This window comes from Anoxybacillus sp. EFIL, assembly GCF_013096955.1.
Classification (GTDB): domain Bacteria; phylum Bacillota; class Bacilli; order Bacillales; family Anoxybacillaceae; genus Anoxybacillus; species Anoxybacillus ayderensis.
The window spans coordinates 161,744-177,117 of the sequence record NZ_SDLH01000004.1 but is presented as its reverse complement, the minus strand read 5'-3'; the positions used below and the strand labels follow the sequence as shown (position 1 = coordinate 177,117).

At 42.1% G+C, this 15,374-nt stretch carries 21 protein-coding genes; 19 read left to right on the top strand and 2 right to left on the bottom strand.

Annotated elements, in window-relative coordinates; all coding sequences use genetic code 11:
• Positions 1–22 precede the first annotated feature (22 nt).
• Complete coding sequence (gene prsW / locus ES017_RS08615; protein ID WP_042535538.1) at positions 23–697, bottom strand: glutamic-type intramembrane protease PrsW; 675 nt, start codon at positions 695–697, stop codon at positions 23–25.
• A gap of 128 nt (positions 698–825) precedes the next feature.
• On the opposite strand from prsW, the gene ES017_RS08610 reads away from it, so the two are divergent.
• The 6 genes from ES017_RS08610 to fni all read left to right on the top strand — a co-directional run bounded on the left by ES017_RS08610 (position 826) and on the right by fni (position 5,400).
• Positions 826–1,485, top strand: a complete 660-nt coding sequence (locus tag ES017_RS08610; RefSeq protein WP_042535540.1) for a flagellar brake protein — start codon at positions 826–828, stop codon at positions 1,483–1,485.
• Between the two features lie 51 nt (positions 1,486–1,536).
• Entirely contained in the window at positions 1,537–1,716 is a 180-nt protein-coding gene (locus tag ES017_RS08605) for a YpfB family protein (protein ID WP_042535542.1), read from the top strand.
• A 75-nt stretch (positions 1,717–1,791) separates the two neighbouring features.
• Positions 1,792–2,469, top strand: coding sequence for a (d)CMP kinase (gene cmk, locus ES017_RS08600; protein WP_042535543.1), 678 nt, complete (start codon positions 1,792–1,794; stop codon positions 2,467–2,469).
• Complete coding sequence (locus ES017_RS08595) at positions 2,469–3,050, top strand: lysophospholipid acyltransferase family protein (RefSeq protein WP_042535545.1); 582 nt, start codon at positions 2,469–2,471, stop codon at positions 3,048–3,050. Before cmk ends, ES017_RS08595 begins: the two co-directional genes overlap by 1 nt.
• A 148-nt stretch (positions 3,051–3,198) precedes the next feature.
• Positions 3,199–4,338: a 30S ribosomal protein S1 gene (gene rpsA / locus ES017_RS08590; protein ID WP_042535547.1), complete on the top strand. Its 1,140-nt coding sequence runs from the start codon at positions 3,199–3,201 to the stop codon at positions 4,336–4,338.
• Between the two features lie 12 nt (positions 4,339–4,350).
• Entirely contained in the window at positions 4,351–5,400 is a 1,050-nt protein-coding gene (gene fni, locus ES017_RS08585) for a type 2 isopentenyl-diphosphate Delta-isomerase (RefSeq protein ID WP_042535549.1), read from the top strand.
• A gap of 45 nt (positions 5,401–5,445) precedes the next feature.
• Here fni and ES017_RS08580 read toward each other — a convergent pair whose 3' ends face one another.
• Positions 5,446–5,550: a YpzI family protein gene (locus ES017_RS08580; RefSeq protein ID WP_009373698.1), complete on the bottom strand. Its 105-nt coding sequence runs from the start codon at positions 5,548–5,550 to the stop codon at positions 5,446–5,448.
• A gap of 101 nt (positions 5,551–5,651) precedes the next feature.
• Here ES017_RS08580 and ES017_RS08575 point away from each other — a divergent pair, with 101 nt between their 5' ends.
• The 13 genes from ES017_RS08575 (at position 5,652) to ES017_RS08515 (ending at position 15,366) form a co-directional block, all read left to right on the top strand.
• Positions 5,652–6,251, top strand: coding sequence for a YphA family membrane protein (locus ES017_RS08575; RefSeq protein ID WP_042535552.1), 600 nt, complete (start codon positions 5,652–5,654; stop codon positions 6,249–6,251).
• Complete coding sequence (locus tag ES017_RS08570) at positions 6,248–7,144, top strand: YIEGIA family protein (RefSeq protein WP_042535553.1); 897 nt, start codon at positions 6,248–6,250, stop codon at positions 7,142–7,144. Before ES017_RS08575 ends, ES017_RS08570 begins: the two co-directional genes overlap by 4 nt.
• A complete protein-coding gene (locus ES017_RS08565; RefSeq protein WP_042535555.1) occupies positions 7,141–7,323 on the top strand; it encodes a capping complex subunit for YIEGIA in 183 nt (60 codons plus the stop codon). The genes ES017_RS08570 and ES017_RS08565 overlap by 4 nt, the downstream gene beginning before the upstream one ends.
• A gap of 90 nt (positions 7,324–7,413) precedes the next feature.
• Complete coding sequence (der, locus tag ES017_RS08560; RefSeq protein ID WP_042535557.1) at positions 7,414–8,724, top strand: ribosome biogenesis GTPase Der; 1,311 nt, start codon at positions 7,414–7,416, stop codon at positions 8,722–8,724.
• A 12-nt stretch (positions 8,725–8,736) separates the two neighbouring features.
• On the top strand, positions 8,737–9,756 hold the full coding sequence (locus tag ES017_RS08555) for an NAD(P)H-dependent glycerol-3-phosphate dehydrogenase (protein ID WP_042535559.1): 1,020 nt from the start codon (positions 8,737–8,739) through the stop codon (positions 9,754–9,756).
• Positions 9,757–9,930: 174 nt separating this feature from the next.
• Complete coding sequence (locus ES017_RS08550) at positions 9,931–10,134, top strand: DUF2768 domain-containing protein (protein WP_042535560.1); 204 nt, start codon at positions 9,931–9,933, stop codon at positions 10,132–10,134.
• Between the two features lie 15 nt (positions 10,135–10,149).
• Positions 10,150–10,872 (top strand): hypothetical protein, encoded by a 723-nt coding sequence (locus ES017_RS08545; RefSeq protein ID WP_171335001.1) that lies wholly within the window; start codon positions 10,150–10,152, stop codon positions 10,870–10,872.
• Positions 10,873–10,996: 124 nt separating this feature from the next.
• Entirely contained in the window at positions 10,997–12,475 is a 1,479-nt protein-coding gene (spoIVA, locus tag ES017_RS08540) for a stage IV sporulation protein A (protein ID WP_009373691.1), read from the top strand.
• Positions 12,476–12,734: 259 nt separating this feature from the next.
• On the top strand, positions 12,735–13,007 hold the full coding sequence (locus ES017_RS08535; RefSeq protein ID WP_003394524.1) for an HU family DNA-binding protein: 273 nt from the start codon (positions 12,735–12,737) through the stop codon (positions 13,005–13,007).
• Between the two features lie 109 nt (positions 13,008–13,116).
• Positions 13,117–13,680: a GTP cyclohydrolase I FolE gene (folE, locus tag ES017_RS08530; RefSeq protein ID WP_035063241.1), complete on the top strand. Its 564-nt coding sequence runs from the start codon at positions 13,117–13,119 to the stop codon at positions 13,678–13,680.
• Between the two features lie 8 nt (positions 13,681–13,688).
• Entirely contained in the window at positions 13,689–13,916 is a 228-nt protein-coding gene (gene mtrB / locus ES017_RS08525; RefSeq protein ID WP_004889838.1) for a trp RNA-binding attenuation protein MtrB, read from the top strand.
• Between the two features lie 60 nt (positions 13,917–13,976).
• Positions 13,977–14,627: a heptaprenyl diphosphate synthase component 1 gene (locus ES017_RS08520; protein WP_042535563.1), complete on the top strand. Its 651-nt coding sequence runs from the start codon at positions 13,977–13,979 to the stop codon at positions 14,625–14,627.
• 25 nt (positions 14,628–14,652) lie between these two features.
• A complete protein-coding gene (locus ES017_RS08515) occupies positions 14,653–15,366 on the top strand; it encodes a demethylmenaquinone methyltransferase (RefSeq protein WP_021095013.1) in 714 nt (237 codons plus the stop codon).
• Positions 15,367–15,374: the final 8 nt, after the last annotated feature.

The window sequence follows — 15,374 nt, the reverse complement described above, 5'->3', positions numbered from 1 at the left end:
ACATAAATAAAAAAGCCAAGCGTTACGCCTGGCTTGATGATTGGGCAATCTCGACCGTCATGCCTCTCGCAAGTTTGACTTTTCGCAAAGCGAGCCACCATAAAAAAATCATAAACGGAAGCATGTAATATATCCAACGTTCTTGCGTTAATAAAATATAGTCGTATATGCCGTGAAATAAAAACGGAAGGAGAAAAGATAACCATATATAGTTTTTTTCTTTTTTAGGTAAACCGAATTTTGCCCTTCCTAAATAAAAGCCCATAATGACACCAAACAACGCATGGCTTGATACAGGTAAAAGGGCGCGCGTAACCGCAAATTCAACGCCATTTGCAAATAAATATAAAATGTTTTCAAGCGTAGCAAATCCGAGCGATACACTTACCCCGTAAACGATGCCGTCATATGGTTCGTTAAACTCTCGATGGTCATAAATCGCATAGTAAAAAACAAACCATTTGAAAAACTCTTCTAGCAAACTTGTTGATAAAAACGCTTCAACAAAGGCGTTTGGGAGCATATGCTCGACTTTTAATACGTGTTGAATAAACATGAGTGGAAACACTAAAAACGTACCGTATAAAAACATGCGTAAAACGAGTGATAACGGTTCCGTTTCGTATTCATCTTTTAAATAAAAATAACTGAGCAGCGCTAATCCGGGAGCAATCCCTGCAGAAATAATAGCCCACATCATTTTTTCCTCGTTCCCAATTCTTTTCTTTTCATTTTGATGGTATCATGTTATTGTCAAATTGAAAATGCTATAAGGTGTATTTTTCAATAAAGAAAGAACTGTTTTTAGCGAGGGGGATTTATACGTTGATTAAAATTGGGGTGCCGTTAACGCTTGAACCGAAATATAGCGAAAAAATGGAAAAATACAAATGTAAAGTAGCAGAAATGGAAGATGGGAAAATTTATATTGATTATCCGATTGATATGAGCACGAATCGCACTGCGTTTTTGATCGACGGAACGCAATTAAAAGTAAGTTTTGTCGGGGAAGATGAAGCTGTTTATGCGTTTGAAGCAGAAGTGTTAGGCCGAACAAAGCGCAATATTCCGCTTCTTGTTTTGTCGTATCCTGGGGATCAACATCTCATTCGTATTCAACGTCGTCAGTTTGTACGTGTCGATGCGACTGTAGACGTGGCTGTTCATCCGCTCAATGACGAATTTGTCCCATTTACGACTGTGACAAGCGATATAAGTGCGGGTGGTGCAGCGATTGTATTGCCAAACGATGAAACAGGATTAAAACACGGGATGACCATTGAAATTTGGCTCGCACTCCATATGCGTTCAGGAGATTATCACTATTTACGTTTTCTTGCGCGCGTTGTTCGCATTTTTGAAGAAAATGTTTTAAAAGCATCTTTGCAATTTTTGGAAGTGAACGATGTAGACCGTCTGACATTGATTCGTTACAGTTTTGAAAAGCAGCTTGAGATGAGAAAAAAGGAGCAATTGGACGCATAAATATAACCGTTTTCTCCCATAATAAAAAATAAAAAAGAGAGGGAGAAACGAATGAAAACGGTTGAACGAATGTTATGGAAGCTAGCGATCATTCAATTTATTTTTTTATTTATCGCCCAACTTATCGTTTCCCATTCGTCCATTGCCCCTTATATTGTGAAAGTCATTCATTACGAAGGGGTAATGAAAAATTCCGCTACGAAAACGGTTGAAACATTCGACCAACGATAAACGGTATGATACAATATAAGAAGCAGGAGTGTTCCTGCTTTTTTGTTGAAAACAAAACGATGTATGGGAGGCATTATGGAAAAGAAAATTTCGATCGCGATTGACGGACCGGCAGCGGCTGGAAAAAGCACGGTTGCGAAACGATTAGCTGAAGCATTATCTTATGTTTATATTGATACAGGAGCGATGTATCGCGCCTTAACATATTGCGCTTTACAGCGCGGAGTAGATGTTCATGATGAAAAACAATTAATGAACGTCCTTCATGATACATATATTGAATTAAAGCCGTCTCCAATTGGACAGCTTGTGTTTGCCAACGGTGAAGATGTAACGGAGGCCATTCGGAAAAACGATGTGACAAACAACGTGTCGTACGTTGCTAAACATCCGGCAGTGCGAGAAGAAATGGTGAAACGCCAACGCGAGTTAGGGCAGCATGGCGGTGTTGTGATGGACGGTCGCGATATTGGTACGCACGTGTTGCCACACGCTGAAGTAAAAATTTTTTTGCTCGCCTCTGTAGAAGAGCGGGCAAAACGTCGCCATGAAGAAAATATGGTGCGGGGCATTCCTTCTAATTTAGAACAACTAAAAGAGGAAATTACTCAGCGTGATCGAATTGACTCTGAACGTAGCGTCGCTCCGTTAAAAAAAGCAGAAGACGCCATTGAAATTGATACAACATCGCTATCCATTGATGAAGTTGTTGATCGCATTATGCGCATTGTCCAAGAAAGGGTGAAGGGGTAGTGAGTTTTTACACGTTTGCCCGCGCGCTTGTGAAACAAGTGCTTACTCCACTTTATCGTATTGAAGTTAGTGGAGTCGAACATATTCCAAAAGAAGGTGCGGTTATCATTTGCGCCAATCATATTAGCAACTTAGATTCGCCAGTTGTCGGTATTACATGCCCGCGCCCGGTTCATTTTATGGCAAAAGAAGAACTGTTTCGCACACCTATCGTTAAACAACTCGTCTCTCGCTTACATGCGTTTCCCGTTCGTCGCGGAATGGGTGATCGTGAAGCGTTGCGAACAGGATTAGCCTTATTAAAAGAGAAACATGTACTCGGGCTATTTCCTGAAGGAACGCGAAGTAAGGATGGAAAGTTGAAAAAAGGGCTAGCCGGAGCAGGATTTTTTGCATTGCGTAGCGATGCGGTTGTCGTGCCTTGTGCTATCGTCGGTCCTTATCGCATCGGAAAGAAGTTAAAAGTTGTATACGGTGCCCCGATTGACTTTACACCATGGCGCGAAAGAAAGGCGAGTGCCGATGAAGTGACCGCAGTCATTATGGAACATATTCAAAAACTTTTACATGCGCATCAATAGTTATGACTTGACAAAATGAATGTTTTAATACAGATTAGTAAAAAAGGAAGTTTTTTCTTTGTGTCAAATGGACGAGCATATTGTTGTTCGCCCATTGAACATATATTTCTGTCGTCGAGCAGGTGTGGAGTGTAAGGAGGTATTCACTATGGAAGAGATGAATCAAGTCGATGTGCGCGTCTATGAAGTAGGCGACACGGTGAAAGGTCAAGTAACGAAAGTAGAAGACAAACAAGTGCTCATTGATGTGGAAGGAAGCAAGCTTGTCGGCATCATCCCGATCAGCGAGCTATCAAGTCTTCATATCGAAAAAGCAAGCGATGTTCTGTCAGTCGGAGATGCAGTCGTCGCAAAAGTGAAAAAAGTAGAAGATGAAGCGCTTATTTTATCGAAAAAAGCAGCAGATGCAGAACAAGCATGGGAAGTGCTTGAACAGAAGCTTGCAAACGGTGAAACGTTTGATGTAGTCGTGAAAGATATTGTAAAAGGTGGGCTCGTTGCGGATGTCGGTGTTCGCGCATTTATCCCAGCGTCGCTTGTGGAAAAAGATTTTGTCGAGGATTTCTCAGACTATAAAGGACGTACATTAACTGTAAAAGTAGTTGAGCTCGATCGTGAAAAAAATCGCGTCGTTTTATCACATCGGGCAGTTGTAGAAGAAGAAGAGGCTGCGAAAAAGAAAGCCGCATTACAATCAATTCAAGTTGGTCAAGTGCTTGAAGGGACCGTCGTGCGCATGACGAACTTCGGCGTATTCGTCAATATCGGCGAGGTTGATGGTCTCGTACATATTTCTCAACTTGCCCATACGCGTGTAGATCATCCGTCAGATGTTGTAAAAGAAGGCGATGTCGTCAAAGTAAAAGTGCTTGCGATTGATGAAGAAAGCGGCCGCGTTTCTTTGTCTGTGAAAGCAGCATTGCCAGCTCCTTGGGATGGAATCGAACAAAAAATAAAAGAAGGCGATGTATTAGAAGGGACAGTGAAACGTTTAGCCCCGTTTGGAGCGTTCGTCGAAGTATTGCCGGGCGTTGAAGGGCTCGTTCATATTTCGCAAATTTCAACAAAGCATATCGGCACGCCGCATGAAGTGTTGAAAGAAGGCGATGTCGTCAAAGTGAAAGTGCTTGCAGTAAACGAACAAGAAAAACGATTATCGTTAAGCATTCGTGAGTTGCTTGAAGAAGATGTGGAAGAAGACTATCATGAATATACAACGTCAACAGAGACGACGACAGGATTTCAAATTGGTGAAGTCATCGGAGACCAGTTAAAAAAATTAAAATAAACGGTGATGGCAGTGGAACGTGCAAAACGAAAACTACAACATATTGAATATGCGCTCTCAACGGGACAACGTCGCTTGCATGGTTTTGAAGATATTACATTTGTGCATAATAGCTTGCCGAATATTTCCACTGCCCATATTGACTTGCAAACAAAAATCGGCGAACTTTCTTTCCGTTCGCCGATTTTTATTAATGCGATGACAGGCGGTGGAGGCGAGGGGACGACAAAAATTAACGAGCAGCTCGCTTATGTTGCGAAAGAATGCGGCATTGCGATGGCTGTTGGTTCGCAAATGGCCGCTTTAAAAGATGAACGAGAGCGACAATCGTTTACAATTATTCGCCAAGTCAATAAACGTGGCATTGTATTTGCGAACTTAGGGAGCGAAGCAACGGTTGAACAAGCAAAACGAGCGATCGATATGATCGAGGCGAATGCCCTTCAAATTCATTTAAACGTCGTTCAAGAGCTCGTTATGCCCGAAGGAGATCGCAACTTTTGCGGGGCGCTTTCACGCATTGAACAAATTGTGTCTGCTGTTGATGTACCTGTTATCGTAAAAGAAGTCGGATTTGGAATGAGTAAAGAAACGGCACGACAGTTAGAAAACGTAGGGGTATGTGCCGTTGATGTTGGCGGTTTTGGAGGCACAAATTTTGCGCAAATTGAAAATAAGCGACGCGAAAGACAGCTTGCTTATTTTAACGAGTGGGGAATAACAACGACGGCATCGATTGCCGAAGTAGCAGCGGAAGTTCAACGCATCCGTATTATTGGAAGCGGAGGGGTGCAGCATGCGCTTGATGTAGCGAAATGTATTGCACTCGGCGCTTCCGCGGTAGGAATGGCTGGCTATATGTTGCGTCTTCTTATCGAGCAAGGAGTGGAAGCGTTAATTGCAGAAATCAATCAACTGCACGAAGATTTAACACTTATTATGACCGCGCTCGGTACTCGAACGATTGCCGATTTGCAAAACGTCCCGCTCGTCGTTACGGGAACAACATACCATTGGTTGCGGGAGCGTGGCATTGAAACGACCCGTTATAGCCAGCGATAACGGAGAAAGGTGTCCTTGAGAGGACACCTTTTCCTATGTGTATATTTACTGTTCTGTTTTTGTACTTCCTTTAAAATTTTTTGCTGGATCCCGATCGGACTCGACACGACGCGATTGCTTTAATTTTTTTTCTTGGCGATCTTTCCCCATTTTCATCCCTCCTTAGTCCTTTATTTTCTCCATTCCCTTTTTTCGCATACAAAGATTAAATTTTTAAAAATAAGACATAATGGAAAGTGGAGGTGTTATGGTTGGAAGGAAGTTATTTTTACTGGGTTTCTTGGTTTTTATGGATTGTGTATACGTTTCTCGCTCCGAAAAATCATGTTCGTTTACGCATTTGTCTATATATTTTATTGTTAATTACCCTATCTGCGCATGAGATAACGATTTATTCCTTTCATATTTCATTTGCTTACATATTGATGTTGATTGTTAGTTACTCGTTTGTCATGAAACAAACAGGAACAGCATTCATTTATTTTTCTTTTGCAAGTGCAAGTGTCACGATGTTGTATGCTGCGTTTCATTTTTTGTTATTGTTTGATCCGGTTTGGGCGTTTGTTGAAGCGACATGGTTGCTTGCATTTGCGCTTTTGCTTGCTTCGTTTGCGCTATATCGATCGTTTGATGAACGCTTGCTTGTTTTGACGGTCGGATGCTGTCAAGGTGATTTTTTGTATGCGTTTGTGTTAAAACAATTTTCTTTTTCTCATTCGATCGGTTCCCTTTCGTTTTTAGATGGATGGGCGTTAGCAACCGTATGTTTATTTTTATGGAAATGGCTCGAACAGTTACCAATATATATCGATGCACGATTTCAAAAGCGAGCAAAGGAGGCTAATACGTGAACGAATATACGTATCCGATTTTATTTGGCGTAACCATTGGTGTATTGACCCGCTTGTATTTATTAAAAACAGATTATCGTCAATATCCGACGTATTTGCATGGGAAAATTATTCATATTGCTTTAGGTTTTATTGCTGCAGGGCTTGGGACGATTGCAGTGCCTGCCATTATGGAAAAAGAGTTTGCTGCCATTACATTTTTAGCACTCGCTGCTTCACAGTTTCGTGATGTGCGCAATATGGAGCGAAATACGTTAAATGAGCTTGACCAGTATGAACTCGTCCCACGCGGAAAAACGTATATTGAAGGAATTGCTATTGTTTTTGAAGGGAGAAACTATTTAGTTATTTTTGCGTCATTTTTAAGCACGTTCGCTTATTTAGTTTGGAATATATGGCTTGGAATTGTTGCGGCAGCGATTGCCTTTATCGTTGCTCGCAAACTTATGTCTGGCAGCCGGCTCGGCGATATTGTTGAAGTAGAATACGTGAAGCCGCATTTCAAAGGAGCGGGATTATACGTTGACAATATTTATATTATGAACATCGGTTTAGAAGCGCGACGAGAAGAAATTTTACGGTATGGCATGGGATTTATTTTAAAACCGAAAAACTTTAACGCTCGCTCAACAATCGCTAATCTCGGACAACGCCAAGCGATTTTACACGATATTTCAACGGCATTAGGCGTATACCGCGATTCAGGTACGCCAGCGCTTGTGCCACTTGCGAAACGCGATTTAGACGATGGACGAGTTGGTATTTTTATTTTGCCTCAAGAAAAAGATGTCGAAAAAGCAAAAGCGATCATTCGTAATGTACCGACGTTAGAAAATGCGATTCGCATGCCGACGAAATCTGAAACGAATCAAGCAGGGAGGGTGTTACGATGACTGTAGAAAAAATGATTTTAGCTGTCATTACAACGTCGCCACATAAAGTGGCTGGCGGCGTTACGTTCGTTTGTGAAAACAATGAAGAAATGCAACGAATCGCAGCGAATTTAGAAGCGATTTTAGACGGGATTGCCCATGCGCTAAGCGATGACTTGCTCATTATTGTGAAACATTGATTTTTTTGATAAAATGGGAAAGCTAGACCCTTCAGTCGAAGGGCTTCTTTTTTGTTCGGGTTTCGAATTTTAGTGAAGGAGTGTGAGAATATGACGAAACCAGTTGTAGCAATCGTTGGTCGTCCAAACGTCGGAAAATCGACGATTTTTAACCGCATTGTCGGGGAACGCATTTCGATTGTAGAAGATGTACCGGGAGTGACACGCGACCGGATTTATAGTAGCGCAGAATGGTTAAATACAACGTTTAACATTATTGATACAGGTGGTATTGATATTGGCGATGAGCCGCTATTAACGCAAATTCGTCAACAAGCCGAAATTGCGATCGATGAAGCGGATGTGATCATTTTCATGACGAATGGTCGGGACGGTGTCACAGCAGCAGATGAAGAAGTGGCGAAAATTTTATATCGTTCCAATAAGCCAGTCGTTTTGGCAGTAAACAAAATTGATAATCCAGACATGCGTGAAAACATTTACGATTTTTATACGCTCGGATTCGGAGAGCCGATTCCGATTTCTGGTACGCACGGATTAGGGATCGGGGATTTGTTAGATGCTGTCGTTGCCCATTTTCCAAAGCGCGAGACGAAAGAATATGATGCGGATGTCATTAAGTTTTGTTTAATTGGTCGTCCAAATGTTGGGAAATCTTCGCTCGTGAACGCCATTTTAGGTGAAGAACGGGTCATTGTGAGCGATATAGCAGGAACGACGCGCGATGCGATCGATACGACATTTAAGCGCGACGGCCAAGAATATGTCATTATTGATACAGCAGGGATGCGCAAAAGAGGAAAAGTGTATGAAAGCACCGAAAAATATAGTGTGTTGCGAGCGTTAAAAGCCATTGAGCGCTCCGATGTTGTGCTTGTCGTCATTAACGCAGAAGAAGGAATTATTGAACAAGATAAAAAAATTGCGGGATATGCGCATGAAGCAGGTCGTGGTGTCGTAATCGTTGTGAATAAATGGGACGCGATTGAAAAAGATGAAAAGACGATGAACGAATTTGAGCAAAAAATTCGCGATCATTTCCAATTTCTTGACTATGCACCTATTGTATTCGTATCAGCAAAAACGAAACAACGATTGCATAAGTTACTTCCAGTTATTCAAATGGTCAGTGAAAACCATGCGATGCGCGTTCAAACGAACGTATTAAACGAAGTGCTAATGGATGCCGTGGCGATGAATCCGACACCAACGCATAACGGACAACGATTAAAAATTTATTACATGACGCAAGTAGCGGTAAAGCCACCAACGTTCGTTGTATTCGTCAACGATCCGGAATTGATGCATTTCTCATACGAACGCTTTTTAGAAAACCGAATTCGCGATACGTTCGGATTTGAAGGAACGCCAATTAAAATTATTGCACGCCCACGAAATTAAAGGGGGGATAAAATGGTTACTGTATTAGGTGCAGGTAGTTGGGGCACAGCTTTAGCGATCGTTCTTGCTGATAACGGACATCACGTTCGGCTATGGGGACAACGTCAAGAACAAATGGATGAAATAAATGAAAAACATACGAACGAAAAATATTTGCCAAATATTCATCTTCCTGAGGCGATTGTTGGTTATATCGATCTTGCCAAAGCGCTTGAAGGAGTTGGAACGGTTGTATTAGCCGTTCCGACAAAAGCGATTCGCGAAGTGTTGCAGCGTGTTCGTACGTGCTTGAAACAGCCAATTACAATCGTCTCGGTTAGTAAAGGAATTGAACCGGATACACATAAACGCATTTCAGAAATTATTGAAGAAGAAATGGGAGAACAATTGCAAGATGTCGTCGTTTTATCAGGTCCAAGTCATGCGGAGGAAGTGAGTTTACGCCATCCAACGACCGTGACGGTGTCATCGAAAAACATGGAAGCAGCCGAACGCATTCAAGATTTATTTATGAATCATCAATATTTCCGCGTATATACAAACCCAGATTTAATTGGCGTAGAAATTGGCGGGGCGTTAAAAAATATTATTGCGCTAGCTGCTGGAATTACGGATGGACTTGGTTATGGGGATAATGCAAAAGCGGCGCTTATGACGCGCGGACTTGCAGAAATGGCTCGTCTCGGTAGCCGTCTCGGTGCCAATCCGCTCACATTTGCAGGGTTGACTGGCATCGGTGATTTAATTGTGACGTGTACAAGCGTCCATTCACGCAACTGGCGTGCGGGCAATTTGCTTGGAAAAGGATATGCGCTTGATGATGTGCTCGCGAACATGGGAATGGTCGTTGAAGGTGTTCGAACGACAAAAGCGGCCTATCAGCTAGCGAAAAAAATGAATGTGGATATGCCGATTACAAATGCACTTTACGATGTTTTGTTTAACGGAAAAGATGTGAAAAGTGCGGTCGATTCGCTTATGGCGCGCGGGAAAACGTCAGAACTTGAAGATTTAGCGAACATTTCGTTATAATTTTCTTTGAAATAGGCATGTGAAGAGAGCTTTGTTATGTATGTTGCATACAATGCTATGAAAACATTCTCAGACTCGAATGGATGGTGCATGTTTAGTCATCGTCTGAAGTAAAGAAGCCCCGCTTTACTTCAGCTTTTTTATGCAGCAATTAAGAGAAAGCGAGGGAGAGGAATGTCACCGGGTCTTTTAAAAATGTGGATTTCGTTAACAGGAATCGGGTTAATGTTTGTTGCTGTATTTTCGATTTATTTTAGTCGATACAAGGTGAAAAATAAGGTGGTAAAAATTGTTTTAGCGACGATTGCATACATAAGTATGATCATCGCTGGCCTTATTATTGTATTTGTCGTATTTAGCGGGCCGGTGCAAGAATAGAAGGATGGATGAATAATGAAAAAGTGGATACTTTCTGCAATGATCGTTGTCGTGTCTGTGTTATTATCTGGGTGTTTATACCCGCAAGAGCGGCTAGCGCAAAACCAAATTCCATATAAAGAACAAGTCGAACGTGTTCAACAAGCAGTAAATGAATATAAGCAGGCGACAGGCGGTTTGTTACCTATTAAAACACGAGATATGTCTACGCCCATTTATCAAAAATATCCGATTGATTTCAATTTGCTTGTGCCGCGATATATGGCTGAACCACCGGGCAATGCGTTTGAAAGCGGCGGCGTATATCAATACGTTATTGTCGATGTAGAAACAAATCCGACGGTCAAATTGCTAGATTTGCGTGCGGCGGAAGCCATTCGCGATTTAAAGTTGCGCATTCGCATGTATCAAGACGCTCACGGTTATCCACCATTTAAAGATGTGCTCGCTAAAGGAGTATTTACGCTCGATTATAAAAAACTTCGTTTAGACGCACCGCCTTATGTCGTCAGCCCATATTCAGGAAAAAATCTTCCGCTCATTATTGACGGCAAGGGAGAAATTTATATCGACTACCGTATCGACTTGTATGAAAAATTGCAATCAGAGGCGCATCACTATCGCTATGGAGATGATATTCGCGACTTGCTTGTTAAGCATTCGCTTTTTGTCCCAGCTTATTCCCTTCCCTACACGATTGATGAAAAGAAAAAAGAACCTATTTTTCTTGTGAAATAAGTCATGATCCCTTCTCTAAGCAAATACATTTTAGAGAAGGGATTTTTTTAGTCATAAACAATTAGGACAACGACATATGCATATAGTGTCCTCATATGTTTTAAATATAAGGGAGGGAAGGCAGTTGGAAAAGGTCGATCTTTTTAAAGATATTGCCGAACGAACAGGCGGAGATATTTATTTAGGAGTTGTCGGCGCCGTTCGAACAGGCAAATCAACATTTATTAAAAAGTTTATGGAACTTGTTGTCATTCCGAATATTCAAAACGAAGCAGATAAAGCTCGAGCACAAGATGAACTGCCACAAAGCGCAGCGGGAAAAACAATTATGACGACAGAGCCGAAGTTTGTTCCGAATCAAGCGGTGAAAGTAAAAGTAGACGATGGATTGGAAGTAAATATTCGCCTCGTTGATTGTGTCGGCTATACAGTACAAGGGGCAAAAGGATTTGAAGATGAAAATGGGCCACGTATGATCCATACACCGTGGTATGAAGAACCAATTCCATTTCAAGAAGCAGCTGAAATCGGTACGCGCAAAGTCATTCAAGAACATTCGACGATCGGTGTTGTCATTACAACGGATGGCTCGATTGGAGAAATTCCGCGTGAAAACTATGTGGAAGCAGAAGAACGTGTTGTAAATGAATTAAAAGAAGTTGGTAAGCCATTTATTATGATTATTAATACCGTTCGTCCACAACATCCTGAAACAGAAACATTGAAGCAACAACTAAGTGAAAAATACGATATTCCGGTATTAGCGTTAAGCGTGGAAGGAATGCGTGAAGCGGATGTGTATCAAGTGCTTCGTGAAGCATTGTATGAATTCCCGGTATTAGAGGTGAATGTAAATTTACCGAACTGGGTCATGGTTTTGCGCGAAAACCATTGGTTGCGTGAAAGTTATCAAGAAGCGGTGCGCGATACAGTAAAAGATATTAAGCGTTTGCGTGATGTCGATCGCGTCGTTCAACAATTTAGTGAGTACGATTTTATTGATGAAGCTCGCTTGGCTGGCATTGAAATGGGGCAAGGCATCGCAGAAATTGATTTATACGCCCCAGACGAATTGTACGATCAAATTTTAAAAGAAGTTGTCGGCGTAGAAATTCGCGGGAAAGATCATTTGTTGCAATTAATGCAAGATTTCGCTTATGCGAAGGCGGAATACGACCAAATTGCTGATGCGCTCCGCATGGTGAAACAAACAGGTTATGGCATTGCTGCTCCATCGCTTTCTGATATGAGCTTAGATGAACCGGAAATTATTCGCCAAGGATCACGTTTTGGTGTGCGTTTAAAAGCGGTAGCACCGTCTATTCATATGATTAAAGTCGATGTCGAATCGGAGTTTGCACCGATCATCGGAACAGAAAAACAAAGTGAAGAACTCGTCCGTTACTTAATGCAAGATTTTGAGGATGATCCGCTTTCTATTTGGAACTCAGATATATTTGGCCGCTCGCTCAGCTCGATCGTTCGTGAAGGCATTCAAGCCAAGCTTGCTCTCATGCCTGAAAATGCGCGTTATAAATTAAAAGAGACGTTAGAGCGCATCATTAATGAAGGATCCGGTGGACTCATTGCCATCATCTTATAAAAAGACTCCATTTGGGGTCTTTTTTGCTTTTAAACGAAAATTTTCTCTTGCAGTGAAAAAGAGCAATATGATAATCTTTATTCAGAAAATGTTAGGCTCCTTGGAGAATAATAGGCAAATTGCATGATTTTGCTGAAAAAATGTTGAATTATGAGCAAGAATCAGTTAATATAAGGCATGTTAATGTATAGAAACAATAGAAAGTGTAAACAACTGAAAGTAATGTATGATACATACGCTTTGGGAGGAGGTGAATGGCATGAACAAAACGGAATTAATTAATGCGGTAGCTGAAGCAAGCGGTCTTTCTAAAAAGGATGCATCTAAAGCAGTTGATGCTGTTTTTGACGCGATTACAGAAGCGCTTAAAAACGGTGATAAAGTGCAATTAATCGGTTTTGGTAACTTCGAAGTGCGTGAGCGTGCGGCGCGCAAAGGACGCAACCCGCAAACAGGAGAAGAAATCGAAATTGCTGCAAGCAAAGTTCCTGCTTTCAAACCTGGGAAAGCGTTAAAAGATGCTGTAAAGTAAGAAATTACATACAGCCAAGAGGTAGCCGGTTGCGAGCTACCTCTTCTTTTTTGCCTTTTTTCATCTTTATATGCTAGAATCGGATTACGTGAAGTTGAATGCTAGGAGGATGCAACAAATGAATGTAGAACAAATCGAACAGGCTGTCCGCTTAATTTTAGAAGCGATTGGAGAAGATCCGAATCGCGAAGGGTTGCTCGATACACCGAAGCGAGTGGCGAAAATGTATGCAGAAGTGTTTTCAGGCTTGAATGAAGATCCGAAAATACATTTGCAAACGGTGTTTAGTGAAGATCATGAAGAGCTTGTCCTCGTTAAAGATATTCCGTTTTATTCCATGTGTGAACATCATCTCGTCCCGTTTTTCGGCGTGGCTCATGTCGCATACATCCCGCGTGGCGGCAAAGTCACAGGGTTAAGCAAACTCGCACGAGCAGTCGAAACAGTGGCGCGCCGTCCGCAGTTACAAGAACGAATTACGGCAACGGTCGCTGATGCGATTATGGAGACGCTCGAGCCGCATGGAGTGATGGTTGTTGTTGAGGCAGAACATATGTGCATGACGATGCGCGGCGTGAAAAAACCAGGAGCGAAAACGGTCACAACTGCGGTTCGTGGAACGCTTGCAACGGACGAGAAAGCACGTGCTGAAATATTAGCGCTCATTAAGTAGGAGGGATCATGATGCAAGGAGATTATGTCGTCATTAAAGCGTTAGAGGACGGAGTGAACGTCATTGGATTGACACGCGGTTCAGATACGCGTTTCCACCATTCAGAAAAGCTCGATCAAGGGGAAGTGCTCATTGCACAATTTACGGAGCATACATCAGCGATCAAAGTGCGCGGAAAAGCGCTGATTCAAACGCAGCACGGTGAAATCCAATCTGATGCGAAAAATCATCGTTAACGTAAAGGCAGTTTATGATATAATAAAGTTTGAGTTTTTGGGAAGCAAGGGTGATGAGTCATGGATATGCAACAGCAAATGGAACAAGTACGAACGCGCATTCAACGGGCAATTGCCCATTCGTATGTCGATCGCTATATACAGCCACGTATCGTAGACGAAGATCGCATATTGTTTGCTCTTTCTATGCTACGTTCGGCTCAAGTGGACGCAAACATCGCACTCGATTATGTGTTTGCCATGATGTTCATTCAGCTCGCCCTTGATACCCATGATGAAATAGATGAGCAACAAACGATACAACAAAGGCAATTAACAGTGCTTGCGGGAGATTTATATAGCGGATTGTATTACGAGTTTTTAGCGCGACGGCATGACATTTCACTCATTCGTCGCTTTGCTGAAGCGATCAAAGAGATCAATATACAAAAAATTCGTTTACGGCAACTATCCTTGGATGATCTTGAGCGCTTTCATTGCATCGGTGTCATTGAGTCCGCCTTGCTTTGTAAGCTTGCAGAGCATGTTCATGCTGATGAATGGGGAGAATTAGCGTATTACTTGTTCTCGCTGAAACGCGTTCATCGTGATGGAGCGAAATCGAAAGCATCGATAGATTATATCGACTACTGTAAGCGGAAATTACAAGATCTTCTTCCGCTTCATATACACGAAGAGGTAAAAGAGCGGTTTTCTCATCTCCTCGCTTGATTTCAGTTGAAAGAAGGGGATTTTTATGCAACAGTCGAAAGAAGAACGTGTTCATCGCGTATTTGAAAAAATTTCAGATCATTATGATCGCATGAACTCAGTCATTAGCTTTAAACGTCATGTCGCATGGCGAAAAGATACGATGAGACGAATGAATGTACAAAAAGGAGCGAAAGCGCTCGATGTATGCTGTGGAACAGCAGATTGGACGATTGCGTTGGCGGAAGCGGTCGGACCGAGCGGCGAAGTGTACGGGCTTGATTTTAGTCGCAATATGCTAAAAGTAGGGGAAGAAAAAGTAAAAGAGCGCGGGTTTCAACATGTGACGCTCGTGCACGGAAACGCGATGAACTTACCGTTTCCTGACAACACGTTTGACTATGTGACGATTGGTTTCGGATTGCGTAACGTTCCCGACTATATGACCGTATTAAAAGAAATGTATCGCGTAGCAAAGCCAGGTGGAAAAGTCGTTTGTTTAGAAACGTCACAGCCAACGCTCATCGGTTTTCGACAACTGTACTATGCATATTTTCGTTACATCATGCCTTTTTTCGGGAAAATTTTCGCGAAAAGTTATGAAGAATACTCGTGGTTGCAAGAATCGGCACGTGAATTTCCGGGAATGGACGAGCTAGCAGACATGTTTCGCCAAGCTGGTCTCGTGCGTGTACAAGTGAAACCGTATACGTTCGGAGTGGCAGCGATGCATCTCGGATATAAACCTGATGGACGTTAAGGTGAATA